Source organism: Methylacidiphilum kamchatkense Kam1 (assembly GCF_007475525.1).
In the GTDB taxonomy this organism is placed as follows: Bacteria; Verrucomicrobiota; Verrucomicrobiia; order Methylacidiphilales; family Methylacidiphilaceae; genus Methylacidiphilum; species Methylacidiphilum kamchatkense.
In genome coordinates this window covers 60,126-84,857 of the sequence record NZ_CP037899.1, presented here as the reverse complement: position 1 = coordinate 84,857, position 24,732 = coordinate 60,126, and the positions used below count along the sequence as shown (strand labels likewise).

Below are 24,732 nucleotides of genomic sequence, written 5' to 3'. Positions count from 1 at the left end.
ATTTAACTCTTCCCATCCACTGCTTCGACAACTATCCGGATCCCCTCGACTCGAACAATCCGAATTGGAGTGCCTTCAGAAATAAACTCCCCAAGACTTACGACATCTACTACCTTCCCATTGAATCTTCCTAAACCACTTGGTCTAAGGACGGTGACCGCTTGCCCTTCCATACCAACAAACAGCTCGTTGGTCTGCTCATTCTTTTGTTGCGGCTCTTTATTCCACGCAATCGAAACTCTTTTTGGAATAAAACGGGAAAAAGCAAATATAAGTAGAAAGGCTGAAACTAGGGCAATTGTCAAAGATATCAAACCCTCTTTCATCCTAGTAAACCAACTTCCCACATTTTCTGTCGGTAATTTTTCTGCCGATGCCGATAGGATTGCAATGACTACCATGAACAGTCCAATGAGAGTTGGGATGACTAATCCAGGAAAGAAAAAAACCTCAGCCAATACCAAAGAAACACCAAAGAGGAAAAGGAAAAACGGCTCAAAACCACTTAATCCTGCTAGATAATGACCCAAAAAATAAAGGCAAAAACAGAAAAGACTAAGTATTCCTAGAGCAATGCCCCCTGTCTGAAGTTCTAAATAGGCTAGCAGCAGACCAAGAGTCAAAAAAGAGGACCTAGCATAGTCATAATCCTGCCTATTCTTTCGAAGCCGGTAGGTTTCAATTGGATAATTATTGCCTTTGTCCCTATAACTTTTTCGACCAATTGCTCTAAACTAGGAACAATGCCTTCGGCTAAAAGTGGCTTAGGAGGATTTCCATACTGCCTAATGGCTTCTGTATCGGTAAGGGTTAAGACTTTTCCCTTAGGAAGGATTTCTTTGCCATCTATGACAAGTCCACTATCTTTGTCCACCATGGCATTAAAAACAGCAGGATTATGGCCGTGTCGTTCAGCAATGGCTCGAATCAGTCCTTGATAGGCAGAAAGAATTTTTTTCTCATAGCTTTCCGGTAAATTCTGAATGCCACCTTGAGGAGAAAACATCACAGGGGTTGCCGCACCAATAACCGAACCCGGAGCCATATAAATATGCCTGCAGGCAGCTGCCACAAAAGCACCTGCAGAATAGGCCTTATGATTGACAAAGGCAAAAGTATTTTCCTGTAATGGGAAACGTTCAATCTGCTGAATGATTTTTTCCATCGACTCCGCTTCTCCCCCTGGGGTATTTAATTCAATAATCAAGTCTTTGGCACCGCTTTTAATCGCTTCGTTTACTCCACGCCTCACCACATAAACCATAGATTGTTCAATCTCATCCTTAATAGGAATCACATAAACAAGCTCTTTCCCATCCTTGACTATCTGGGCCTGAAGAAATGAACAAAAAGAAAAAATAATAAACTAATAGCTCCTAACTTCCCGTATACCATTCCAACTCGGACATTGCCATTTGTTTGCAATTTCAAAACTTAATTGCGCTATGTTTTGGAAATTAATTTGCCACATTTAACTTGCTCAAATGCTAAGTCTTAAGCTAAATGCTTCTTAATCCCATACATTCTATTTTACTTATTGACAATATGGTGGTCTTTTTTGATTATTTAAAGCATCGATTTCACCGTGAAATTTAGTTTTATCAACCGCTTTTCTGTTGCCTCTTTTCCATATTTTTGTTTTGGCTTACTTATTTTTTTATTTTTTTCATTTTTTTCGATTAGAGCCATCGCCGATACCACTTCTTCGCAAAATTCTCACTCGACTAAAAAAAAGGCGCTTAAAAAAGAAAAATCCAAACCCAATCATGAACCTCTTTCTGATGCCTCCGCACAGCTTGAAGAGAAGAACAAGCAGATAGAGGAGCTAACCAAGAAGCTAGAGGATCAAGGGATACCGGTCCAAGCGAACACCAAGGGGATAGTGCTGAGTGGGTATGTGGATGCTAGCTATACCTATAATTTTATCAACGCTCCGGCTTTCAATAGGGTGCCTGGATTTGTTCCTCCGCCGGGTTACGTAGGGCCGACCAACGCGGCTGGTTTTGCTCAGGGCTATCCGGCGATTCCAGGTCGAGAGCCTGTGGATGCGATTCCTGGGGGAGGCTTTAACATGAACGCCTTTAAGCTAGCCTTGGAGAAGCCATTGACCGAAGAGAACCGGTGGCAGGCAGGCTTTCGGGCAGATCTTATAGTGGGGCAGGATGCGGTCGTAGGGGCACCGGATGCGATCACTGGCTTAGGGGTTCCTTCTAGTTCCTGGTATTCGTTCAACACGTCGAGTTTTTGGTTAGAGCAAGCTTACGTGATTTTTCGGGCACCTATCGGCAATGGGTTGGACATCAAGATAGGGAAGTTTGTGGATCCGGCTGGCTACGAAGTAGTGGAGCGGCCAGTGAACCTGGATTTTACTTATGGGCTTTTGTTTGCGAATCTTTTGCCGACCACTCTTACAGGGCTACAAGCGATCTACCGGTGGGATGACCAATGGACGAGCCGTTTTGGGATAGCCGATGGGGGCTTTAACGTGTCGAGAGGGGGGATGGAATATTTTGGCTACATCAACAACATGATCGACAACAGCGATGCCTATTTATTGTTTTTGAATAGCCAATGGGAGGCCAAAGGGAAGAATGCGACGATCAGCGGCACTCTAATGTATGGGTTTAATGGGGTCAATCCGCCGGGCTTTGGAGCCTCTCCGATCAATGGGGTAGCGCAGCCTTATGGGATAGCGCAGGGGATAAGGGCAGAAGGCCCATTCAACCAGAACAATGCGTTTTTACTGGGGGATGTATGGGGATCGTGGGCTCCGAAGTTTGCTCGGGACAGGCTTCTGTTGGGCTTTGAATTTACAGGGGGATTTTACAACAACAACGTGACGGTGGTTCCTGGAGCCATTAGTGGGCTACCTGTCGATTTATCGAGTGGGCCTTCGAACTGGTATGGGGCTGCCATTCACATGAAATACCAAATTACGGATATTATTAGCATTGCCCAGCGAGCGGACTGGGTGGAATCAGGATGGAATTCTATTCTGGCTGGGCACAATGCTCCCACCGACATTTGGGCCTACACGGCAACGCTTGCGTTTGATCTAGCGGATAATTTTATGATCCGGCTTGAGTACAGGATGGATTGGGGCAAAGGGGTGCTTGGCTACTACGGCTTTCCTTTCCAAAACCCAACGGGCAGTCCGACAGCCCTCCTAGGAACCTCTAATGGACCTGTCTACTTCGTAGGCTTGGAATTTGTCTATAGCTTCTAAGTGAGTAGATTATTTTTTGAAAGGAAAGGGTATTCTATGCAACCACTATTGTACTTGCTAAAGCCTGGATTTTATGATGGGCCAGGCGATCCTTATTATTGTCCTTATTGTATGATCTTTGAAGGGGTTTTAAAAACTTATCCGCAATTAAAAGACAGTTTAAAAGTTTGCTATGTTTCCTTTGAAAAACCTAGAAAAGAAATCATCGATCTAATCGGAGAGGAAAACCAATCCTGTCCAGTTATTATTTTTGACCATCCCATGGATCCATCCATTCCTTTTAAAGCGAAAAAACATGGGAATAAGTTTTTCCTAAATGAACCTGAAGAAATAGGCATTTATCTATCCAAGGAGTTCAAAATCCCAAGACCACATTTCTAATAATAAAACAGAAAGAGGATATCGTTTCTAGTTTAATCGGCGATGAGCAAGTCCTGAGAAAAAGGCTTTTCATCTTTTTTTAATAGCTGGTTTTCGATCTGTCTTAGTCTTAGCTGTCCACAAGCTCCATCAATGTCTCTTCCTCTCTCTTGTCTGAGAGAGACTTGTACGCCTTTTATTTGTAGTTTACGAAGAAAGGTCATGATCTCCTTTTGCTTTGGCGTCTTCCATGGCATCTGCAATATAGGGTTGTAGGCGATAAGATTAACTTTGGCCTTCAGTGATTGGGCAATTTTTGCAAGTCGTTCAACATCTTCCATCCGATCATTCACTCCAGCAATTAAGATATATTCTAGGGTGATTTTCTGTTTTCTTTTAGAACAAAATTCTTCACAGCTCTTTAAAAGGTCTCGCAATGGGTATTTCCTATTAATTGGCATCAGCTTATTTCGTAATTCGTCGGTGGTAGCATGCAAAGAAATAGCCAACCGAAATGGTAAGGATTCGTTTGCCAATCTAAGGATATTAGGGACGATGCCACTTGTGGAAATAGTTATTCTTCTTGGACTAATGCTCAATCCCCAAGAAGAGGTAATCAATCGAATGGCTTGGATAAGTTGCTCGTAATTGAGAAGGGGTTCCCCCATGCCCATAAAGACTATATGGCTTATTCTTTCTTTAGCAATTGCTTCTGAAAGGAGCACTTGCTCAACAATTTCGCCACAGCTAAGATTTCTTTTAAACCCAAAAAGCCCACTGGCACAAAATCCGCATTTTAAAGGACAACCAACCTGAGTCGAAACACAAAGAGTCAAACGTCTCAAACTTCCTGTACCATCAGAAGCGGGGATAAGGACTGACTCAATGTATTGGCTATCAGAAAGTTTCCATAAAAACTTTTTCGTTCCGTCTTGAGAATTGTTTTCTTTTTCTAACTCCAATGTTTTGATCACATAGTTTTCAGTAAGCCTCTCTCGGAGTGTTAAGGGGAGGTTGGTCATAGAAAAAAAAGAAAAAACTTTCTTTTTGAAGATCCAATCCAAAACCTGGGTTTTCCGATACTCAGGCAGGGAATCAAAAAGTTCCCATTCAGAGGGTAACTGATCAAGAATATGTTTCACACTTAGAATATTAGGGAAATAAAAGAAAGATCAAATTATAATCTTGGAACCGTTACGCCTTGCTGATGCATATACTTCCCATTTCTATCCGCATAAGAGGTCGAACAGAGTTCGCAGGCTTGGATAAAAATGACCTGAGCAAGTCCTTCTTCAGCATAGACTTTTGCTGGTAGTGGGGTAGTATTTGAAATTTCTAGGGTTGCATACCCTTCCCATTCAGGTTCGAAAGGGGTCACATTGACGATGATTCCACAACGAGCGTAAGTGGATTTTCCAAGACAGATAGTTATAACATCCCTAGGAATTCTAAAATATTCAACACTTCTAGCCAAAGCAAAAGAATTAGGAGGAATAATACAACAGTCTGATTCGATCTCAACAAAAGAACGAGAATCAAAAGCCTTAGGATCGACAACTGTATTAAAAACATTTGTAAAAATCTTAAACTCCCTAGAGACCCTTAAGTCATACCCGTAACTTGAAAGACCAAAACTTATAGCCAGAGAGCCATCCGCTTTCTTTCGAACCTGCGATTCTTCAAAAGGCTCAATCATTCGATTTTTTTTTACCATCTGCCGGATCCAATCATCAGAATGCACGCCCATTTTCTGTTTTTCCTTTGCACCTATTTTAAATAAATAGAAAGCCAATGATTCAATTGAATATCATACCTACTCATAATGTTTTCAATTCACAAACACGACGATCAATAAACTGATTTGTAGGAAGAAAGGGCTTGGACCTTCCATCCTCCCCTTATTTTATAGCAATAGGGGACTTAGGATATCAATCGGAGTTCTTTTAACCAATTGACAACCGCTTCAGCCATAAACGCGTCATGAGGCGGAGGGAAAAGATGATCACACCCAGGAATTTCAATCAATTTTTTTGGTTCCGATGCAATAGCAAACAAATCTCGGGAATCTTGAGGAGGTACAACATCATCTGCCAGACCATGAATAAAAAGCCAAGGTACTCGAATCTTTTTTGCTGCCTCTATTACATTATCAATCCTATTCATATCCTCTATCAATGCTTTAGAAAGAGGAAATTCTGGCATATCCCACATGCATCCTTCCCCGGGGGTAACGTTTCCGAATTCTCGTTGAGCAAAGGCAGCTGTATAAGCCATTCCCGCCAAGGAGACCAAAAAAGAGATCCTTGGATCTTTACTAGCAAATAAAACGCCTACTGCAGCACCAAGACTATGCCCGACATACCCATACCGCCATCCTGGCAAGGAATCAATAACCGACTGCAGATCCCCAACTTCTTTTGTGGGGGTAAATTCTTCAAATTTGCCTTCAGATTTTCCGTGTCCAGAAAAGGAAAAGCGGAGAGAATGAATCCCATTTTTTGCTAAATGATTTGATAACTCGACAAGCATTGGCCGATCTTTATGTGCAGTAATCCCATGGGCAATAATTACCAATGTATTGTTTTCTTCTAAGCCAGGAATATACACAAAATCCAACCGTTCCCCTTGGGCGTTACGAATTTCAGTAGGAATTGAATGTTTCATATAATCCCTTTTTAATGGGTGAGACTTTGAGTGTCAAGACTCTCTAAAAAGATCCTTCGCAGGCTGCTATAATAAAAAGGAAGCACAAGATAGTTCTTTGCTAGTCCAAGCTACAGGTAAATTTTTCTTCTTTTGAAGAGTCTTTTCGACATTTTATAGGTAAGATCAGCTGATAAATATATCGCAGCAAACTAGAAGGGGTTAGATAATGCAAAAAAGAAGCGATACGGGTACAGAAACCAGGAACATAAAAAGCTTTCCCTGCTTTAGCCGCCATCAAAGACTCATGAACCACTTTTTTTAAAGGTACCCACATAAAAGGCGGGACAAAAGGTTTTGTATCCGTTCCTTTTCTGGATGCTTTTATAAAAAATTCCGTCTCCAACGGTCCTGGAGCAATGACAGTCAGAGTCACCCCACTGCCTTCTATTTCCCATCTTAAGGCTTCAGAAAAAGCATGAACATAGCTTTTGGATCCAGAATAGGCAGCACATGTCGGAAGAGGTTTTCTGCCGACGATCGAACCAATATTGATAATTACCCCCCTTTTTTTCCTAAGCATATCCGGGAGAACCAATCGAGTTAAATAAGTTAAAGAAACAATGTTAAGTTCCAAGAGCGAACGCACTCGTTCGAATTGACATTCTTCAAAAGGACCATAATCTCCACAGCCCGCATTGTTAATCAAAATGTCCACTTCTGTCTTTTCTGCAGCTAACCAATCAGCAAGAATTTCTCTCCCCTTTTGACAACTTAGATCAGCTGGAATAGAAAAAACTCGGATATGAGGCGATTGCTTTTGAAGTTCTTCCGTAAGAGCATGCAAACGTTCAGCTCTTCTAGAAGTGAGCAAAAGCTGGCTGACTTCCTGAGCTAGCTGGCGAGCAAATTCAGAACCTAATCCAGAAGAAGCCCCAGTAACCAAGGCGGTCATTCCTCTGAAAGATTTCATAAGTGGAAGGAATTCAATTATTCAATATAATGGAGTTGATGAAGTAATATAAACCGGTCTCTTTCTCCTTTTAAAGGCACTTCAGAGATCAAGACAATTTTCTGGCCACTCTCTATGCCTTTTGTTTTTAAAAATTTTTCAACCAATTCGATGCTCTCTTCCTGGCTTTTGGGGAAGACTACATAACAAGGTTCGACCCCATAATTTAAGGTGAGTTTTCGACATACTTCTTCATCGGGACAGAAAGCATAGATCACTGAGTATCGAGGTCTAAGCCCCGCAATTAAACTTGCTAAAAATCCAAAACGAGTAAACACGCATATAGCTGGAGCCCCAACATCGTCCGCAAGATGAACAGCTGTTTTAGCTAATTTTTCTTCGTCTCCCAAAAGTTCAACAAGTGAAGCATATCCTGCCCCACCGCTTTTCTCAGTTCTCACAGCCACACGATCCAAAATTTTGACGCATTCTACAGGATATCTCCCTGAAGCTGTTTCCCCAGATAGCATGAGACAATCAGCCTGTTCATAAACGGCATTGGCTATATCTGTAATTTCAGCACGGGTAGGTGCAGGATTCACAATCATGCTCTCAAGGAGGTGTGTGGCAACGATCACCGGTTTTCTCTTCTGGATGCAGGATTTAACGATCCGTCTTTGGATAATAGGTAGTTCTTCAAAAGGACATTCTATGCCTAAATCTCCACGGGCAATCATAATGGCATCTGAAGAATCGATAATTTGGAAAAGATTTTTAACGGCTAGCTGATCCTCTATTTTAGCAATAACTTTTCCGCTAGATCCTTTCGAAATGAGAATTTGACGCAGCAAATCACAATCGTTTGCTTCCCTTACAAAAGATAAGGCAAAGAAATCCATTCCACACTCGATTCCCAACTGAATATCTCTTAGATCTTTTTGAGTCAATGGTGGCAAATTAATCCGAACCCCAGGAATATTAATATGCCGTCTGCTTTTCATAACCCCTGGAGTCAACACTTCGCAGCGCAAAAAATTCTTTTCTTTCGAAATTACTTTCATTTGAATATTTCCGTTATCCACCAGAACGACATCTCCGACTTGGATATCATTGACAATGTCATCATAATTGACAGAAACGGAATGCTGATCTTCCACCTTTTCTCCTCGAACAGTAAAAGTAAAGATATCTCCCGGCTTCAATTGCATTTGATCAGGCAAATCACCCGTGCGAATGGCTGGTCCTTGTGTATCTAGGAGCATACCAACATACTTTCCAGCCCTTCTTGAAAACTCCTGAATAAGAGCCGCTTTCTCTCTAACCCAGTCAGGTTTCCCATGAGACATGTTGAAACGGAAAATATCGACTCCGCTTTCTATCAAAGAAGAAATCATTTCTCCTGATTCTGTGGCCGGTCCCAGAGTCGCTATTAATTTAGTTCGACGTTTCCAATTTTTAAATGGAATCATTCTTGTTGCTCCCTCTCTTGCTCATATAAACTCATTTTCAGCCTTAAGGTTCTATTTCAGGTTCTTGCCGTAGTCTGGAATCTAAGGAAGGGAAATTCAGCTTAATGTGAAGTTCTTTAAGCTGCTGAGAGTCCACCTCCGAAGGAGACTGAGTAAGAAGATCAACTCCATGCCGGTTTTTTGGAAAAGCTATGACATCTCTGATCGTTTCAGCTCCGCTCAGGAGCATAACAAACCTATCTAGCCCTAAGGCTATCCCACCATGAGGCGGGGCTCCATATTGAAAAGCTTTAAGGAGATGACCAAAAAGTAGCTTCTGTCGTTCTTTATCAATACCAAGAATGGAAAATATTTTCTCTTGAAGTTCTCTTTCATGAATTCGAATACTTCCTCCTCCAAGTTCCACACCGTTTAAGACGATATCATAAGCAAGCGCTCGAATCTCATCATATCTACCACTATCCAGTTTGCCTACATCTTCTTGACAGGGTCTAGTAAAAGGATGATGAACACTATTCCATTTCTGTTCTAGGGGCTGTATTCAAAAAGAGGAAAATCCGTCACCCAGACAAATTTCCATTCATTTGGTGCCACACTGCGCGTCATTTCTGCCAATTGCAACCTTACTTTTCCAAGCACTTGACAAGCCTGCTCCCATGGACCAGCGCTAAACAAAATCAAATCAGCAGGTTCTATCCCAAGAACATTCTCTAGCCTTTTCCGTTCCTCCATAGAAAAGAACTTAACTATGGGTGATTTCCACTCTCTATCTTCAATTCGAATATAAGCTAATCCTTTTGCTCCCATTGACTTAGCCAATTCTTCCAGTTCTGCTATTCCCGCTGGACCAACCATTGGACTTGCCTTTTTAGCATTTATTGCTTTAATGACCCCTCCTTTGGCAAGGACTTCACGAAAGATTTTAAACTCCGTATTCTCAAACACCTCTCCAACATCTTGTATTTGCCAAGCTATTCTCAGATCGGGCTTATCAGAACCGTAAAGATCCAATGCTTGCTTGTAAGTAATACGAGCAAAAGGAACAGAAAGTTCAATGCCAAGTACCTTTGAAAAAATCTGCTGAATCATTTCTTCAACCCACTGCAGAATGTCATCAACAACTACAAAAGAGGCTTCTATATCTATCTGGGTAAACTCGGGTTGTCTGTCAGAACGCAAATCTTCGTCTCGGAAACAGCGAGCAATTTGAAAATACTTATCAATGCCCGCCACCATAAGCAATTGTTTATATTGTTGCGGAGCCTGAGGCAACGCGTAAAACTTACCAGGAGAGAGTCGGCTTGGTACCAAAAAATCTCTGGCTCCCTCCGGAGTACTTTTAGATAAAATAGGGGTCTCAATTTCTAGAAAACCTTTGCTTGTAAGATAATCTCTGACCACATAGGTCACTTGATGACGAAGTTTTAAAGCATTCAGGAGTTTTTTCCTCCTTAAATCAAGAAAACGGAAGGATAATCTTAATTCCTCATTTTCAATTGGTTCGTCTAAGTTAAAAGGCAAGGGTAGCGAAGGGTTCAAAATTTCAAGTTTTTCAGCTTCCAGTTCGATTTCTCCAGTAGGTATAGCTGCATTTTTGGTCCCCGCTGGTCTTTCTACTACTACGCCTTCTACTTTGATTACAAACTCATCTTTAATTTGTTTTGCAGAAGCAAAAAGGACAGGATCTTTGTCCGGATGAAAAACAACCTGTGTTACGCCTTCTCTGTCTCGAAGATCAATAAATAAAAGACCACCATGATCTCTTTTCGATTGTACCCAGCCACATAGACTTACCTTTTGCCCAACATCCTTCAAACCAAGCTCATGACATAAATGAGTCCTATATTGCTGAAAATTTTTTTTCATTTAAACCTCAATTTCATTCTCAAACAGGAAGTCTTACAGCTGCCTGCAAGCTTCATCACCACCGTGTGCTCTACCGTCCTAGTTGTTTCAAAACAATCCGGTTGCGATGAAAATCCTTTTAAAAAGTCCATTCCCAAAAAAGAAAAGAAAAAGAAAAAACTACCGAGCCCTCATTTTAGTCTTTTTTCTCTAGCAATCCAACCAATTGTTCTACCGGTACCACAAACTGCTTTCTTTCGTCCATATTCTTTAGTTCTACGAATCCTTCTGCAATTTTTTCGGACACAAAAAGCGCAAATCGGGCATTAAGGGATTGGGCTTGTGCCAGTTGCTTCTTTATTTTCAAGGGATGGAATGAATACTCAACAGAAAACCCACTACTCCGTAATTCTTCGATCAAAAGGAGCCCAAGAGGATTTTTTTTCTCTTCTGGGAAAACAACATACACATCAAGCCGTGGGAAAGAAGGCTCTAAAAGTTTTTTTTCTTTAAGAATTTCGCCAAGAACGACATCCCCCATTCCAAATCCTGCCGCAGGGATATCTTCTCCTCCAAAGAGCTTAAGCAGATCATCATATCGCCCTCCTCCTGCAATAGCTCTAAATTTCCCAGCTTTATCAAAAATTTCATACACGATTCCCGTATAATAGGCCAAACCTCGGACGATTCTAAGATCTATCTGAGCATATTCTTCAAGCTTTCTATGACGAAGCCCCTCTAAGACAACTTCGAATCTCTCCCAATGGCATGGCTTTTCAATTAACTCAAATACCTCTTTTGCTAATCCTCCTAATCGGCGTTCAATCTCCTCTTTTGGATCTCTTTCGATCTTATCTATAGCCTGGAAAAACTGGTACCATTCTTCTATGGCAACTCCTTTTTTGGTTAGGAATTCAGACCAAAACTGCCGGTCACTAATCCGAACGATAAAATCTTCCTTGCCTAAGCCAAAAGAACGGAGAATGTCTATTGCAAGATTAATCAGCTCAATATCAGCTTCCAGATCAGCTTCTCCAATAATATCGCAATTAAGCTGGAAATGCTCTCTCAACCTCCCCTTTTGAGCTCGTTCGTAACGAAAAAGTTGGGGAATAGAAAACCATTTAATAGGCTTCTTATATTCTTTATAATGGGCCTCAATCATTCTGGCTAGTGTTGGCGTCATTTCAGGTCTTAATGCAACAATCCGATTACCTTTATCCAAAAAATGATAAATTTGATTGAGTATCTCTTCTCCAGACTTTTTTTGATACAGTTCTAAAGACTCTAATACCGGTCCATCATATTCGACAAAATTGAAACGCCTGCATATTTCTCTCCAGCGAGAAAATATTAATTGTCTAAAAGCAAAGTCGGGAGGATAAAAATCACGAAATCCAGGGAGAGGCTGCATAAAACAAAATAGCTTAGAGGCAATAACTCAGTTTTTTAAAAAAGAAAAGCAAAATTATGTCTTTTTCTTCTTCTTTAATTCTTCCTCTTTAAGGAGATCTTTTGTAATCGCATTGAGAATGCCTTTAACTTCTTTTCCTGGTTTAAATCGAACCACAGCTCTTGGGGTATAAGAATGTCCCGCTCGGGATTTCGTGGATTGCGTCCTATTCTAGCTTTTCTTAAAGTAACTTCAAAAACCCCAAAATTGCGCAGTTCAATCGTCTCTTTTTTTTTGAAAACTTCCATAAAAACATCAAGGATCTCCTCAAAGACCTTTGCCACTTCTTGTTGTGGCAAACCTGTTTTCATCGCAACCTTGACGACTAAATCTCTTCTTGTTAAATTCCCCATATCATATTACTTTCTTCTTTTCCAGAGGATTGTCCCTTCTTCTCCCTCTTTTAACTATGTGCCTAAAGTGATAATGATCAAAATAAAAGTTAACATATTTTCTTTTTTCTCAAGAATATTCATAGAAAAAGTTTCATGAGGAAAAAAAACATACAATGCAAACTAAACTAATTTATTATTAGAGTCAGATATGCCGAATCCTTTTTTTATTACTACTGCCATAGATTATGTCAATGGCTCCCCTCATTTAGGTCATGCCTATGAAAAAATACTGGCCGATGCTATTGCTAGGTATCATAGGAATAAGGGAGATTCAGTTTTTTTCTTACGGGTGTCGACGAACATGGTCAAAAAGTTCAGCGCTCGGCTGAAAAAGAAAAACTAAACGTTAAACATTTTTGCGATATCCAAACTGAAAAATTCGTCCAGCTTTGGAATCAATTGCATATTAGCTATGATGCTTTCGCCCGCACCACTCATCCTACCCACATTCAGTACGTCCGAGAGGCCTTACAAAAGCTAGCGAATAAAGGACTTATTTATTTTAAAGAGCATGAAGGCTACTATAGCTTAAGGCAAGAACAATTCGTTACGGAAAAAGATTTAGTCAATGGTCAATGGCCTGAAATCTATGGAGAAGTCATCAAAACCAAAGAACCAAATTATTTTTTCAAACTATCCCTTTTCGAAAATTGGCTAAAAGATTATGTACAAACTCACGAAGAATGGCTCATTCCTAAATCAAAACGTAACGAGCTCTTAGGGGCTTTAGAAAAACCCCTTTCGGACTTGTGCATATCCAGACCGATCAGCAGACTATCTTGGGGCATTCCGCTACCTTTTGATGAAAACTACGTCACCTACGTCTGGTTTGATGCCTTATTAAACTATGTTTCTTTTGCTAGGACTGATAACCATAACTGGTGGCCTGCTCAATTACACGTTATCGGAAAGGACATCCTGATTCCAGCACACACTATCTATTGGCCAGTTATGCTACAGGCTCTGGAATTAGAACAACCGCACCGCTTTTTAATCCATGGCTGGTGGATGAATCGCGGAGCAAAGATGAGCAAGTCATTAGGCAATTACATCGACCCTATCCCCTATGTACAACTATATGGAGCCGATGCTCTTAGATATTACCTATTAAGAGAAATGGGACTAGGGCAGGATGCTGATTTTACCGACGAAAAAATTGCTAGCCGATATGCAAGCGATCTCTGCAATGATTTGGGTAATCTTGTCCAAAGAATCGCAGCAATGATCCATAAATATAGATCTGGAGTCATTCCTTCCTGTTCTGAAAATCTAATGGGAGAAAGAGAAAAGGACTTGCTCAATGGCATGCTATTAGAAAACTATTGCTTGCATTTCGAAAAATACGATATTGCGTTGGCTCTCCAGGAAGTCTGGCAACATATGAAAAAACTCAACAGGTATATCGATACGACTGCTCCATGGACCCTAGCAAAAAACCCCAAGGAATCCCAGCAGCTAGATTGCATCCTTTTTGTCTGCTGCGCATGCCTTAAGAGATATGCTCTACTCATTGATCCAGTGATGCCAGAGACCAGTAATAAAATACTCTCGTTTTTAAATATTGGAAAAGAGAACTCCCCATTGTATCATGCTTTCTATTCCTTGGATTTGGCAGGGAAAACAATCAATGTCCCTTCTCCTTTGTTTCCAAGAATCCCATAGCACGGAAATGAATAGCTACTTATTTATTTTAGTATTGCAGAACGGAGGAAATGATTTACTCTGAGCACAGAAAAGGATTGTCACTATGAATAAGAAAGGTGGCTGTTTTAGCGTGTTTTTAATTTTAGTTTTATGTTTTAGCCTACTTTTGAATCTTATTTTTATATCCATTTTACAAACTAAAAAGGCACCATCCGCTCCGCTCGCTCTAGAAGAAGAATTTGTCGGCGGTGATTTCGCCATGAAAGATGTTAAAATTGCTCTTATCCATCTTCGTGGACTAATAAGTCAGGATGAAGGAGGAACGTTCACTCAAAACACTGTCGAAGACATGAAAGTGCAACTGAAGGCAGCTCGAGAAGATAAAAAAGTCAAAGGAATCATTATTGCCATTAATTCCCCTGGAGGAGAAGTTAACGCTAGTGATGTCATTTATCATGAAATCCGATTGACTCGTAATGTAAAACCCGTGGTGATCTATATGGAGTCTATGGCGGCTTCTGGGGGCTATTACTCGGCGGTTGGTGGCACCTATCTTATGGCTAATGACCTGACGATTACCGGCAGCATTGGAGTCATTATGGAATCTTTTCTCGTCAAAGATTTAATGGAAAAAGTCGGAATAAAAGCCCTCACATTTAAATCAGGAAAAATGAAAGATCTGTTAAATCCGACAAGAGAAATGACCCCAGAAGAACAAGCTTTTGTCCAAGGATTAATTGATGAAACCTATAATAAGTTTGTGTCCATAGTAGCCAAAGAAAGACATATGGATATCAATAAGCTGAAAAACAATCTTGCCGATGGAAGAATTTTCATGGGTCAAGATGCTTTAAAAAATGGGCTGATTGATGGACTTGGGTATTTCGAAGATGCTTTTAACAAATGCAAGGAGCTTTCTAAAGTTCCATCCGCTCGGCTCATTCGTTATGTACCTCCCTTTAAATTTTCTAATTTGTTTCGCCTTTTTTCCAAGGAAATGATCCCGAATATCAAACTGAGCCCCCAACCGTTCCAATGGCCAATATCATCAGGACACCTATACTATCTTTATCCTCAAGCTTTTGGTTTGAATTAATAAAGGCTGGAAGTTTGTTTTTAACGAAGACCGTGGAATTGTCACAGGAACCATTCCATTTCTATCTAGCGTTGGAATTTTCAAAAGGGTAGATCATTCAAGAAACTAGACTGCATAGCTTGCTTTAGGCATAATGCTAGCAACAAAGAGTAGGATAGCAAAACGTGGATGAACTAACACAAAGACTCATTGTTCATTATAAGCCGTTGATCCTTTGCTTCCTATTGCTTACCTTTCTGGCGGATCTGGCAATGGGGATTTTTCTTTATCGGTGGAAAAAAACCGATTTTGCTCCTTTTAGAGAATTTCTTCCAATTCCTTTTAGCTGGTTGGAACTTGTTGCCGTATGTCTCTTTCTTCTCTCAGGCATTTTGCTTGGTGTCGCTGCTGGATTGAGCATTTTTTCTATTATTCTTATTGTCCTTTTGGTCCGTTTTCACGGGTATTCTCTTTCGGACTTCTTAGGGATCTCTCAGTTTAATCCATGGGAAATTGCCATCCTCAGTTTTTGGATATGTCTCTCTGCCTACCTGCCCCTTCAAATGATTGCCGGACTCAGTGAGAATATTGGGAAAGCACTCCATCTTCCCGTTCCAAGACAGCCCGCAGTCGATCTTTTTTTACATGCCTCAAAGCCCAGTGAAATTGCTGTTCTTTTAGCTTTAATTCTTGTGGCTGCTCCTATTGGAGAAGAGCTTCTTTTCAGGGGATTTCTTTATCAATTTTTTAGAAGTCGCCTTACAAAAAGAAGTGCCATAGTACTGAGTGGCCTTATCTTTGCTTTGCTTCACATTCATTGGATCACTTTTCTCCCTCTTTTTATCTTTGGCATGATATTAGCAGCCGTTTATGAATTCAGTGGTTGTTTGATCCTCTCTATGGCCATTCATTTCTGGTTCAATGGTTTTACAGCATGCCTTCTTCTTTTAGCAAAATTCGGTTAAAGAAAAACTATTGACTCTTTAGAACCCCATTATGACATTTCTAAGAAATTAAAGCTAAAATCCTATTACTTTTGGGAATCTATAGTGCAAAGTAAGAAAACCAATATCCCATTTTCTTTAACATCGGAATCTCTCGTTTCTGATCTCAGCGAAGAGCAGCTCATCAGTCTTCTCGTTGAAGGGTGGAGAAAAAGCAAAAGAGAAGTCATCGCTTCCATAGCAGAAGACTGTGCAGTAATCCAAGCAGAAAAAAAAGAGCTCTATTATCTTTTCAAAATGGATGCAACCGTAGAAAATGTGCACTTTGATCCATCAAGTCCTCCAGAATGGATTGGACGGAAAGCGCTCGCAAGGGCTCTCTCTGATATCGCCTCTATGGGCGGAGAACCGCTCTATGCCCTCGTAGGTCTTGGAGTTAACAGAACAGAGAAAGTAGAAAGAATAAAGCAACTTTATAAGGGATTAACTGATTTGGCTCGTGCTATCGGAATGGATCTTATTGGAGGAGAAACCACTAAGTCAAACCAACTTTTTATTGTAGTAACGGTATGGGGAAAAACCGATGGCTATAAGCCAATATTGAGATCGGGAGCAGAAGATGGAGACTCTTTGTTTGTTACAGGAGTTCTTGGAGGCAGCTATGATTCTGGCCACCATCTATTATTTATCCCCAGAATACAAGAAGGCCAATGGCTTGCCAAAGGCCAATGGGCAAAGGCGATGATGGATCTAAGTGATGGCTTGGCTACCGATTTACCCAGGATGGCAAAAGCTTCCAATATTGGCTTTGAAATCGATTATGAGGCAATTCCAGTGCGAAAAAACTATGGCCTTCACAATGCCTTAACCGATGGAGAAGATTATGAATTGCTTTTTTCTGTCGCAAAAGAAAAAGAAATAGATCTTATAAAAAATTGGCCTTTCGAGGTTCCTATAAAAAAAATTGGAACTTTTAGCAAAAATGGAAAAATGGAATTTCAGGATGGATACAGAGGCTTCGATCATTTCCAAAAGTCCAGAGGAGACTATTAATTTTGCCAAAGAACTGGTAAGGCCTTGCCAGGGTGGAGAAGTGTTTGCATTGATCGGCGAGTTGGGATCGGGTAAGACCCAACTTGTCAAAGGTGCTGCTCTTGCTTTAGGTTTTAAAGGCGAGGTAACGAGTCCTACTTTTAGTTTGGTCCACTGTTATAAAGGAGAAAAGTTCGATATTTTTCATATTGACTTGTACAGAGTAGAAAACGTGCCTTCTATCTTATCTCATTATTTGGAAGAAATCTTGTATGCAGAAGCGATTTGTTTTGTAGAATGGCCCCAAAAAATAGAAAAACTATTACCTTCTTGGACCCAGTATTGGGAAATTACAATCATAGCTCAAAATGAAAGAAAAATTAAACGCATTCGTTGATCCCTCTGTTGTTATTTTAGAACATCCCCATCTGTTCATATAATTTATGATCCTTTCAATTGATACCTCTTCAGAAATAGGCAGTGTGGCTTTGGCAGAAAATCACCAAGTTGTCTGGCGCTCTTATTTTAAAGGAAAACGCCATTTTTCTTCTCTATTTGATTGTCTGGAAAAATTAAATTTGGCCTCTTTGAAGATCGAAAAGATCTTTGTTGGAACAGGACCAGGATCTTTTTCCTCTATCCGGGTAGGCATTGCAGCCGCACAAGGAATCAGCATAGCCAAAAATGCTTCAATTCTTTCCATTCCAAGCATTTGGTCTATAGGCCTTCAATTTTCTCATATTCCTTCCTTGGGAATATTTTCTGATGCCAGAAGAGGAGAACTTTTTTGTTCCCTCTTTTCTTATGGCAAACTCGTCCAAGGGCCTTATCTTATTGAGCAACAAAAACTGACAGAAATAATCAAAACGGTTGATTTAGCGGTTAGTCCAGAAGCCCTACATGACAACATGACTCAAGTTTTTCCAAGAGCCGAAGACTTTTTTCTACTTCCAGAAAATTGTCCTCCATTCGATAACACCCCTTTCCCAGAACCTATCTATTTAAGAGGCCCTGTTTAATAAGAAAATGAGCTATAAGAATTACTATCCTTTTTTTTCGGCTGCGCCTCTACCCCGTAGTTGGGTAGAAATTGATGGGCAGGCTTTGCGCTTTAATATCCGCGTGGCAAGAAACAGGATTCCCAAAAAAACAAAAATTATTGCTGTTGTTAAGTCTAATGCCTACGGCCATGGCCTTGTTCCTATATCCAGAGAACTTGTGCAATCTGGGATCGAAGTTCTTGGAATCAACAACGTCGATGAGGTTATCGAACTGAGAAATGCTGGTATCCAAAATCCTTTATTAATCTTATGTCCTATATTGCCTCCGGAAGCTCCACTTGTGATCGCCAATAATGCCTGGGTGGTTGTCTCTTCATTCAATGAGGCAAAATGGCTCAATAAAGCAGCAGAACATTTAGGCAAAAAGGCAATAATTCATCTTAAAATAGATACAGGGATGGGAAGACTTGGATTTATCCCTTCTAATTTTGTTAAAGAGATGGAAAAAATAAAAAAACTTTCTTCTGTCTGTATCGGTGCAGTGTGCACCCATTTTTCCCAAGCAGATGCAGATATAGAAGCGACTGAGAAGCAGTGGCTTGAGCTATTAAAATTAAAGGAGTATTTCAAAGGCCTTCCCATTCATGTTGCCAATAGTGCGGCTTTATGGCGGAAAAGCGTTTATGCTTGCGATTATGTACGGATCGGTCTTGCCCTATATGGACTTGCCCCCATGTCATTCCTACGAAGGCTTCTTAAACCAATTATGAGCTGGAAATGCAAAGTCGTGCTTATAAAAGAGCTTCCCAAAAACCATCCAATCAGCTATGGAGCTACTTACAGACTTAAAAAACCTTCTAAGATCGCAGTGCTTTCCATCGGTTATGGCGATGGCTATCTCCGATCGCTTTCTAATAAAGCCTTTGTACTTATCAAAGGAAAAAGATGTCCAGTCCGTGGAGCGGTTACAATGAACCAGATCATGGTGGATATCAGCGAACTGTCTTCATGTAAAATTGGCGAGGAGGCGGTATTGATCGGTACGCAAGGAAAAGAATCCATTAATGCAGACGAACTGGCCAAGCTTGCTGGAACAATTTCCTATGAAATACTCACTAATATCCATTCAAACATTCCAAGACAGTATCGGCATTTTCTTTCCTGCTCTAATGCTTCCGTGCATTATTATGAATGAATCGACCGTTTATAGGCATCAAGCGCTGCCTCACGAAGCACTTCAGAAAGCGTAGGATGCGCTAATGGCAGGTCTAGGAAATCCACCCCGCTAACCTTTCTTAAAAACAATGGGGTCGACATCGAAATGAGCTCGGAAATAACGGGTCCCACTCCATGGATTCCCAAAATCTTATCATTTTTGGTATCCACCAAAATTTTTACAAATCCTTCGCCGACATCCCCAGCCAATGCCCTTCCATTAATAGAGAACTTCGATAAACCCTTTTTATAGTCTCTTTTAGCTGCTTGCAATTCTTCTTCTGTAAAGCCAATTCCTCCTGCTTCAGGAGAGGTATAAATAATAGAGGGGATGAGCGCATAGTTGAGTTGTGGGAACCGAAGCCCAGCAATGATTTCAGCGACCGCTATTCCTTCTAGTTGAGCTCTATGAGCAAGCATCGGCCCTTCCACTAAATCGCCAATTGCATAAATATGGGCAAAATTTGTTTGCCACCATGCATTTACCTCTACACTGCCTTTCTTTGTAGTACTGATGCCTATTTGTTGCAAATTCAAGCCATGAGTATAAGGAATTCTCCCTACGGCCACGAGTACTTTTTCGACACTGAGCGAGTAGGTCTTGGATCCTGAAACTAATTCAAGTAAGACTTCGTTTGTATTGCTCGTTGCAGAGATGATTTTGGTATTAAGAAAAAATTCTATTCCTTGATTTCGAAGAAAGGTTTCTAAAGTGCTGGATACGGAATGATCCATCAATGGACAAATTCTTGGCAAAAGCTCTATAACATACACTTTAGATCCAAGTCTACTCCACACAGATCCTAGCTCTAGTCCAACAGCTCCAGCACCTATAACAGCCATACTTCTGGGAACAGAACTAAACTGAAGGGCTGATGTGCTATCCACAATCTGATCGTTAAAGGGAGGCAGAAAAGACAGAGAAGCTGGTGCACTACCTGTAGCAAGGATAATATTTTTAGCTTTAATTCTACGTTCTCCTTCATTTTCTTCGGCTATGAAGATCGTTTGAGGATCTACAAGCGATCCTTTCCCATGAAATACTTCAATCCCGTTTTTCTTCATGAGAAAATCCACTCCCTTGACCAGCTTATAGACGACTTGGTCTTTTTTCTTCATGAGTTTATCGAGATCGAAGCGAAGATTGTCAACGAGCAATCCATTTTCAGCAAACTTTGTCTTGGCAAAATGGTAATATTCAGAAAGAGACAGGAGGGCTTTACTCGGAATACATCCCACATTCAGGCAGGTACCTCCAAGAGTCTTGTCTTTCTCAATAATTGCCACTTTCAAGCCGAGCTGAGCTGCTCGAATGGCGGCTACATAGCCACCAGGACCAGATCCAATGACGCCTACATCAAATGTATCCATTCTTTTCTTTTCGCTTTCTATAAAACCAACATTTACACTTCCAAAAGAACAGAGGCGGGTTGTTCGATAAACTCTTTGACAAGGACTAAAAAGCTGACAGCTTCTTTCCCATCAATCACCCGATGATCGTAGGTAAGAGCAAGATACATAACGGGTCTGATTTCCACTTTCCCATTGATTGCTACAGGCCTTTCTTTAATAGCATGCATTCCAAGAATGCCGCTTTGAGGCGGATTCAGTATAGGCGTAGAAAGCATAGAGCCAAAGACACCGCCATTGGTTATCGTAAAGACTCCTCCTTCAATGTCTTCGAGTGTAATTTTCCCACTTCTGGCTTTTATAGCTAGTTCTTGAATCGTTTTTTCAATCTGAGCAAAACTTAGATTTTCGGCGCTACGAATCACTGGTACGATCAACCCTTTTTCTGTTGCAACAGCTATTCCTAGATCCAAAGTGGAAGGATAAACGAGTTCATCCTCTTCAATCCGCGCACCGACCTCTGGTATTTTTTTCAAAGCCTCCACTACCGCTCGAACAAAAAAGGACATCAGTCCCAGTTTGACCCCATATTTCTCTTCGAATCTCTTCCCATAATTTTTTCTTAATTCTAGCACCGTACTCATGTCGACTTCATTGAACGTAGTTAAATGAGCGGTGCCAATATGGGCTTCCAGCAAACGCTGAGCAATCTTCTTGCGGATAGGACTCAGTGGTTTTCTTTTTTCTTGAGGACCTATAGCAAAAGACTCGACTTCTTTTGCTTCTTCTTTTTTTTCTTCCTTTTCTTCTTTTTCTTCCTCCATCAATTGTAGCGCCATCTCTTTGGTTATCCTACCAGGACGCATCAGAGGAGCCTCTACAGAAGCCTTTTCTTCCTCCTCTTTCTTTTTTACTGGCTCTATTGACTCTTTCTGCGGTTCTAAAACTGTTTTTTCCTCTTGTTCTTCTTTTTCTTTGATACTTGCACTAGGCTCTTGCTCCATCTTTTCCGAAGGCAATTCTTCTAATTGAGCAATGGTTTGCCCAACCTTCACCTCTGAACCTTCTTTGACAAGAATATGCAATATTCCTTCTTTCTCAGCGTAAATTTCAGTAGTAATCTTCTCGGTTTCAATTTCACACAAGGCATCTCCAGATTGTACTCTTTCTCCTTCTTTTTTCAGCCATTTGCCAATCAATCCAGATTCAATCGATTCACCAACAGAAGGCATTTTTATATCCATTGTGTCCTAGCTCCTAGGTTAAAACAAATTGACATAAGGGTTATCTACCAAAGGCATCTGAAAGAAGCTTTTGTTGCTCAAGCCGATGGTAAGCCATTGAACCAGTAGCCGTGCTGGCCGAGGCCTCCCTACCGGCATAAAGGACAGGAAGAGAAAAAATATCGTTAAGTTTAGGAAACATATAACTCCAAGCGCCCATGTTTTTTGGCTCCTCTTGACACCAAACAAGGGATTTGGGTTGATACCTTAAAACAATCTCTTTGAGCTTCTTTTCATGCAGGGGATACAGCTGCTCGATTCGAACAATAGGAATATCCATCCTTCCAAGCCGGCTTCTGTAGTCTATTAGATCATAATAGACTTTTCCAGTGCACAAGATAACTTTTGAGCTTGGTTGATTGACCTGAGGATCCGCCAAGACTTCTTCGAAAGACCCTTGAACAAATTCTGGAATGGTAGAGGCACATTGTGGGTTGCGTAAAAGGCTTTTATGTGTGAAAAGGATTAAGGGCTTAGAAAAGCCTCGCAAAACCTGTCTTCTTAAGATATGAAAATAATTGGCTGGGGTAGTACAATTAGCAACAACGATATTATCTTCAGCACATGCTTGAAGGAATCTCTCCACTCGTGCGCTAGAATGCTCAGGACCCTGTCCTTCATATCCATGCGGCAATAGCAACACGATGTTCGATGTAACCCCCCATTTCGATTCAGAGCTAACGAGGTATAGATCTATAATAACCTGAGCTCCGTTAGCAAAATCACCGTATTGAGCTTCCCAAATAATTAAAGCCTCAGGATAATCTAGAGAATAGCCATAATCGAAACCTAAAACAGCATATTCAGAAAGAGGACTGTTGTAGATACAAAATATCGCCTGGTTGGGATGGATATTCGCTAAGGGAACATATTTCTTAGAAACTTTAGTATCATAAAGTACCGCATGTCTTTGACTGAAAGTCCCACGCCGACTGTCTTGACCAGATAGTCTCACTGGAATTCCCTCGTAGAGCAGGGTGCCAAAGGCCATGGTTTCAGCAAAAGGTAAAAGAATGGGCTGTTTGCCTTCCACCATGGCTTTTCTTTCTTCAAGGATCTTTCGGATTTTAGGATTAAGATTGAAATCAGGAGGCTCCTTCACCAATGCATTACCCACATAAAGGAATTCTTCCAAAGGAACGGCTGTTTTCACTGGATCAAAAATCCTGGGACAAGATAGCCTGGGCCTCAAAGTGGGAGGATTTTCTTGTTTAATCCATTCCTTCGACTCCTCCATTTTTTGGTTCAACTCAGCTACAAATATTTTTCGATATTCATTTGCCTCTTCTCTTGTCATCTCTCCTGATTTTATCAACTGATCCAAGAAGATATCACTGATATTAGGATGCTGTGCTATTGCCTTATAAAGAAGAGGTTGAGTAAAACTAGGTTCGTCCCCCTCGTTATGTCCATACTTTCTATAGCCCACAAGATCAACAACCACATCCTGACCAAAAACTTGCCTGTACTCTAAAGCTAGCAGCACAGCAAAAACTGCTGCCAAAGGATCATCACTGTTGACATGAAAAATAGGAATTCCTAGCATCAGTGCTACGGCCGTACAATGATGCGTGGATCGCCCATCCTGAGGAACCGTTGTAAAACCAATCTGATTATTGACAATAATATGCAGAGTACCACCAGTTGTATACCCTTCCAACCTAGAAAGATTCAAAGTTTCCTGCACAACTCCTTGCCCCATAAACGAGGCATCTCCATGAATGAGCAGAGGTAAAACTTTTTTTCTATGCTCTGTATCTTTTAGTCTTCTTTCCCAAGCTCTGGCTTTGCCTTCCACCACAGGATTAACAGCTTCCAAATGGCTTGGGTTAGGCGTTAAGCCTACTGTTACAATAGCACCAGCTTTGGTTTTCAGAGCTGCTTCAAACCCTAGATGATACCGAACATCCCCATCGCCCAACACCCCTTCTGGAATGTAATTTTCAGAAAATTCATCAAAGATGACCTTATAATCCTGCTGCAAAACATTGGCAACAAAATTAAGCCTTCCTCGATGCGCCATTCCAACAACAAGCCGCTCAATCCCATGGGCTGGACAAGCTTCTATAAGGGCATCCATCATAGGAATGAGCGTACAACTTCCCTCCAAAGAAAATCTTTTCTGTCCAACGTATCGAGTATGTAAAAATGCTTCAAACAGCTCCGCTTTTAATAGATCATAAAGAATTTGCTTCTTGTGTTCTTTCGAGAAACCAGCATGAAAGGACTTTCCTTCAATCCGCTCGGTGATCCATTTTCTTTGCACAAAAGAATCCATGTGCATAAACTCAACAGTCAACGTAGAACAATAAGATTTTTTAAGAATCTCTAATATCTCCCGTAACGTTCTTCGCCCCCCTCCAGCCAGATCTCCAGAATCAAAATAGCTTTCAAGGTCTTTTTGATTTAACCCAAATCTTTCTAGCTTCAATTCGTCATATTCATACTGATTGAATCCCAACGGATCAAGATTGGCTATATAATGCCCAAGGGTGCGATAGGCATGAATAAGTTCATAAACGGCACGTTGCTTTTTTAAAGCATCGGTTGGAGCGCGCCTTTCGACTTTCTTTTCCAGCTGACCATTTTTTAAGGATTCATATCCGAATTCAAACCCTTCAAAAAAATTGTTCCAATCAGCAGAGACAGAAGTCGGATCTTTTTTCCAGCGTTGGTAATATTCCTCAAGTAAAGCAAGATTTTCGATCCCAATGGATTTCCGGTTTGAAGGAACCATGGAAGAAACGGAAAGAGAAGGCTTTTGTCTCATACTGTAAGAAAAACAAATTTTTAGGATGACCTAAGATCAATATTTAAAAAACTTATATTAATTAGTAAACAAAAA

20 protein-coding genes and 2 pseudogenes are annotated in these 24,732 nt (G+C 40.8%); 9 read left to right on the top strand and 13 right to left on the bottom strand.

Translation table 11 applies throughout. From position 1 onward, the window contains the following. Positions 1 to 2: 2 nt before the first annotated feature. Positions 3 to 623, bottom strand: coding sequence for an NfeD family protein (locus kam1_RS00395; RefSeq protein WP_172616746.1), 621 nt, complete (start codon positions 621 to 623; stop codon positions 3 to 5). Beyond that, positions 620 to 1,297: an ATP-dependent Clp protease proteolytic subunit gene (locus kam1_RS00390; protein ID WP_143958140.1), complete on the bottom strand. Its 678-nt coding sequence runs from the start codon at positions 1,295 to 1,297 to the stop codon at positions 620 to 622. Before kam1_RS00390 ends, kam1_RS00395 begins: the two co-directional genes overlap by 4 nt. A 288-nt stretch (positions 1,298 to 1,585) precedes the next feature. Between kam1_RS00390 and kam1_RS00385 the strand changes: the two genes are divergently transcribed. Then, complete coding sequence (locus tag kam1_RS00385) at positions 1,586 to 3,226, top strand: outer membrane beta-barrel protein (RefSeq protein WP_244946093.1); 1,641 nt, start codon at positions 1,586 to 1,588, stop codon at positions 3,224 to 3,226. A 36-nt stretch (positions 3,227 to 3,262) separates the two neighbouring features. After that, complete coding sequence (locus kam1_RS00380) at positions 3,263 to 3,607, top strand: DUF3088 family protein (RefSeq protein WP_039721566.1); 345 nt, start codon at positions 3,263 to 3,265, stop codon at positions 3,605 to 3,607. A gap of 32 nt (positions 3,608 to 3,639) precedes the next feature. Here kam1_RS00380 and rlmN read toward each other — a convergent pair whose 3' ends face one another. From rlmN to kam1_RS00340, 8 genes and pseudogenes are all read right to left on the bottom strand, one after another. Next, on the bottom strand, positions 3,640 to 4,728 hold the full coding sequence (gene rlmN, locus kam1_RS00375; RefSeq protein ID WP_039721565.1) for a 23S rRNA (adenine(2503)-C(2))-methyltransferase RlmN: 1,089 nt from the start codon (positions 4,726 to 4,728) through the stop codon (positions 3,640 to 3,642). A gap of 35 nt (positions 4,729 to 4,763) precedes the next feature. After that, a complete protein-coding gene (gene dcd, locus kam1_RS00370) occupies positions 4,764 to 5,333 on the bottom strand; it encodes a dCTP deaminase (RefSeq protein WP_039721603.1) in 570 nt (189 codons plus the stop codon). A 173-nt stretch (positions 5,334 to 5,506) separates the two neighbouring features. Then, positions 5,507 to 6,250: an alpha/beta hydrolase gene (locus kam1_RS00365; protein ID WP_039721564.1), complete on the bottom strand. Its 744-nt coding sequence runs from the start codon at positions 6,248 to 6,250 to the stop codon at positions 5,507 to 5,509. Between the two features lie 100 nt (positions 6,251 to 6,350). Beyond that, on the bottom strand, positions 6,351 to 7,202 hold the full coding sequence (locus tag kam1_RS00360) for an SDR family NAD(P)-dependent oxidoreductase (protein WP_039721563.1): 852 nt from the start codon (positions 7,200 to 7,202) through the stop codon (positions 6,351 to 6,353). A gap of 17 nt (positions 7,203 to 7,219) precedes the next feature. Beyond that, positions 7,220 to 8,650 (bottom strand): pyruvate kinase, encoded by a 1,431-nt coding sequence (gene pyk / locus kam1_RS00355; protein ID WP_039721562.1) that lies wholly within the window; start codon positions 8,648 to 8,650, stop codon positions 7,220 to 7,222. A gap of 43 nt (positions 8,651 to 8,693) precedes the next feature. Beyond that, positions 8,694 to 10,516: pseudogene (aspS, locus tag kam1_RS00350) on the bottom strand (aspartate--tRNA ligase). 175 nt (positions 10,517 to 10,691) lie between these two features. Continuing rightward, positions 10,692 to 11,909 carry a histidine--tRNA ligase gene (hisS, locus tag kam1_RS00345; RefSeq protein ID WP_039721560.1) on the bottom strand — a complete coding sequence of 406 codons (1,218 nt, stop codon included), beginning with the start codon at positions 11,907 to 11,909 and terminating at the stop codon, positions 10,692 to 10,694. A gap of 74 nt (positions 11,910 to 11,983) precedes the next feature. After that, positions 11,984 to 12,301 carry an HU family DNA-binding protein gene (locus kam1_RS00340; protein WP_244946092.1) on the bottom strand — a complete coding sequence of 106 codons (318 nt, stop codon included), beginning with the start codon at positions 12,299 to 12,301 and terminating at the stop codon, positions 11,984 to 11,986. A gap of 190 nt (positions 12,302 to 12,491) precedes the next feature. Between kam1_RS00340 and kam1_RS00335 the strand changes: the two are divergent. From kam1_RS00335 to alr, 7 genes and pseudogenes are all read left to right on the top strand, one after another. Continuing rightward, positions 12,492 to 14,005: pseudogene (locus kam1_RS00335) on the top strand (class I tRNA ligase family protein). Positions 14,006 to 14,090: 85 nt separating this feature from the next. Continuing rightward, positions 14,091 to 15,083 carry a signal peptide peptidase SppA gene (gene sppA / locus kam1_RS00330; RefSeq protein WP_039721558.1) on the top strand — a complete coding sequence of 331 codons (993 nt, stop codon included), beginning with the start codon at positions 14,091 to 14,093 and terminating at the stop codon, positions 15,081 to 15,083. Positions 15,084 to 15,247: 164 nt separating this feature from the next. Continuing rightward, positions 15,248 to 16,027, top strand: a complete 780-nt coding sequence (locus tag kam1_RS00325) for a CPBP family intramembrane glutamic endopeptidase (RefSeq protein WP_039721557.1) — start codon at positions 15,248 to 15,250, stop codon at positions 16,025 to 16,027. Between the two features lie 84 nt (positions 16,028 to 16,111). Continuing rightward, positions 16,112 to 17,059, top strand: coding sequence for a thiamine-phosphate kinase (locus kam1_RS00320; RefSeq protein WP_039721556.1), 948 nt, complete (start codon positions 16,112 to 16,114; stop codon positions 17,057 to 17,059). Further along, entirely contained in the window at positions 17,010 to 17,435 is a 426-nt protein-coding gene (tsaE, locus tag kam1_RS00315; protein ID WP_039721555.1) for a tRNA (adenosine(37)-N6)-threonylcarbamoyltransferase complex ATPase subunit type 1 TsaE, read from the top strand. The genes kam1_RS00320 and tsaE overlap by 50 nt, the downstream gene beginning before the upstream one ends. 46 nt (positions 17,436 to 17,481) lie before the next feature. Beyond that, positions 17,482 to 18,057, top strand: a complete 576-nt coding sequence (gene tsaB, locus kam1_RS00310) for a tRNA (adenosine(37)-N6)-threonylcarbamoyltransferase complex dimerization subunit type 1 TsaB (RefSeq protein ID WP_039721554.1) — start codon at positions 17,482 to 17,484, stop codon at positions 18,055 to 18,057. A gap of 7 nt (positions 18,058 to 18,064) precedes the next feature. Beyond that, entirely contained in the window at positions 18,065 to 19,234 is a 1,170-nt protein-coding gene (alr, locus tag kam1_RS00305) for an alanine racemase (protein ID WP_039721553.1), read from the top strand. On the opposite strand, the gene lpdA is transcribed toward alr, so the two are convergent. The 3 genes from lpdA to kam1_RS00290 are packed head-to-tail and all read right to left on the bottom strand — an operon-like array spanning position 19,225 to position 24,657. Next, positions 19,225 to 20,625, bottom strand: a complete 1,401-nt coding sequence (gene lpdA, locus kam1_RS00300) for a dihydrolipoyl dehydrogenase (protein ID WP_039721552.1) — start codon at positions 20,623 to 20,625, stop codon at positions 19,225 to 19,227. The genes alr and lpdA overlap by 10 nt on opposite strands. Before the next feature lie 32 nt (positions 20,626 to 20,657). Next, positions 20,658 to 21,848 (bottom strand): 2-oxoglutarate dehydrogenase complex dihydrolipoyllysine-residue succinyltransferase, encoded by a 1,191-nt coding sequence (gene odhB, locus kam1_RS00295; RefSeq protein ID WP_039721551.1) that lies wholly within the window; start codon positions 21,846 to 21,848, stop codon positions 20,658 to 20,660. 40 nt (positions 21,849 to 21,888) lie between these two features. Then, entirely contained in the window at positions 21,889 to 24,657 is a 2,769-nt protein-coding gene (locus tag kam1_RS00290) for a 2-oxoglutarate dehydrogenase E1 component (RefSeq protein ID WP_172616745.1), read from the bottom strand. Between the last annotated feature and the right edge of the window lie 75 nt (positions 24,658 to 24,732).

Excerpts from the sequence above, each read along its gene's own strand:
- kam1_RS00360 (WP_039721563.1), bottom strand. The coding sequence starts at position 7,202 with ATGAAATCTTTCAGAGGAATGACCGCCTTGGTTACTGGGGCTTCTTCT.
- sppA (WP_039721558.1), top strand. The coding sequence starts at position 14,091 with ATGAATAAGAAAGGTGGCTGTTTTAGCGTGTTTTTAATTTTAGTTTTA.
- dcd (WP_039721603.1), bottom strand. The coding sequence starts at position 5,333 with ATGGGCGTGCATTCTGATGATTGGATCCGGCAGATGGTAAAAAAAAAT.
- lpdA (WP_039721552.1), bottom strand. The coding sequence starts at position 20,625 with ATGGATACATTTGATGTAGGCGTCATTGGATCTGGTCCTGGTGGCTAT.
- tsaE (WP_039721555.1), top strand. The coding sequence starts at position 17,010 with ATGGATACAGAGGCTTCGATCATTTCCAAAAGTCCAGAGGAGACTATT.
- tsaB (WP_039721554.1), top strand. The coding sequence starts at position 17,482 with ATGATCCTTTCAATTGATACCTCTTCAGAAATAGGCAGTGTGGCTTTG.
- alr (WP_039721553.1), top strand. The coding sequence starts at position 18,065 with ATGAGCTATAAGAATTACTATCCTTTTTTTTCGGCTGCGCCTCTACCC.
- kam1_RS00290 (WP_172616745.1), bottom strand. The coding sequence starts at position 24,657 with ATGAGACAAAAGCCTTCTCTTTCCGTTTCTTCCATGGTTCCTTCAAAC.
- kam1_RS00380 (WP_039721566.1), top strand. The coding sequence starts at position 3,263 with ATGCAACCACTATTGTACTTGCTAAAGCCTGGATTTTATGATGGGCCA.
- hisS (WP_039721560.1), bottom strand. The coding sequence starts at position 11,909 with ATGCAGCCTCTCCCTGGATTTCGTGATTTTTATCCTCCCGACTTTGCT.
- odhB (WP_039721551.1), bottom strand. The coding sequence starts at position 21,848 with ATGGATATAAAAATGCCTTCTGTTGGTGAATCGATTGAATCTGGATTG.
- kam1_RS00365 (WP_039721564.1), bottom strand. The coding sequence starts at position 6,250 with ATGAAACATTCAATTCCTACTGAAATTCGTAACGCCCAAGGGGAACGG.
- kam1_RS00340 (WP_244946092.1), bottom strand. The coding sequence starts at position 12,301 with ATGGGGAATTTAACAAGAAGAGATTTAGTCGTCAAGGTTGCGATGAAA.
- pyk (WP_039721562.1), bottom strand. The coding sequence starts at position 8,650 with ATGATTCCATTTAAAAATTGGAAACGTCGAACTAAATTAATAGCGACT.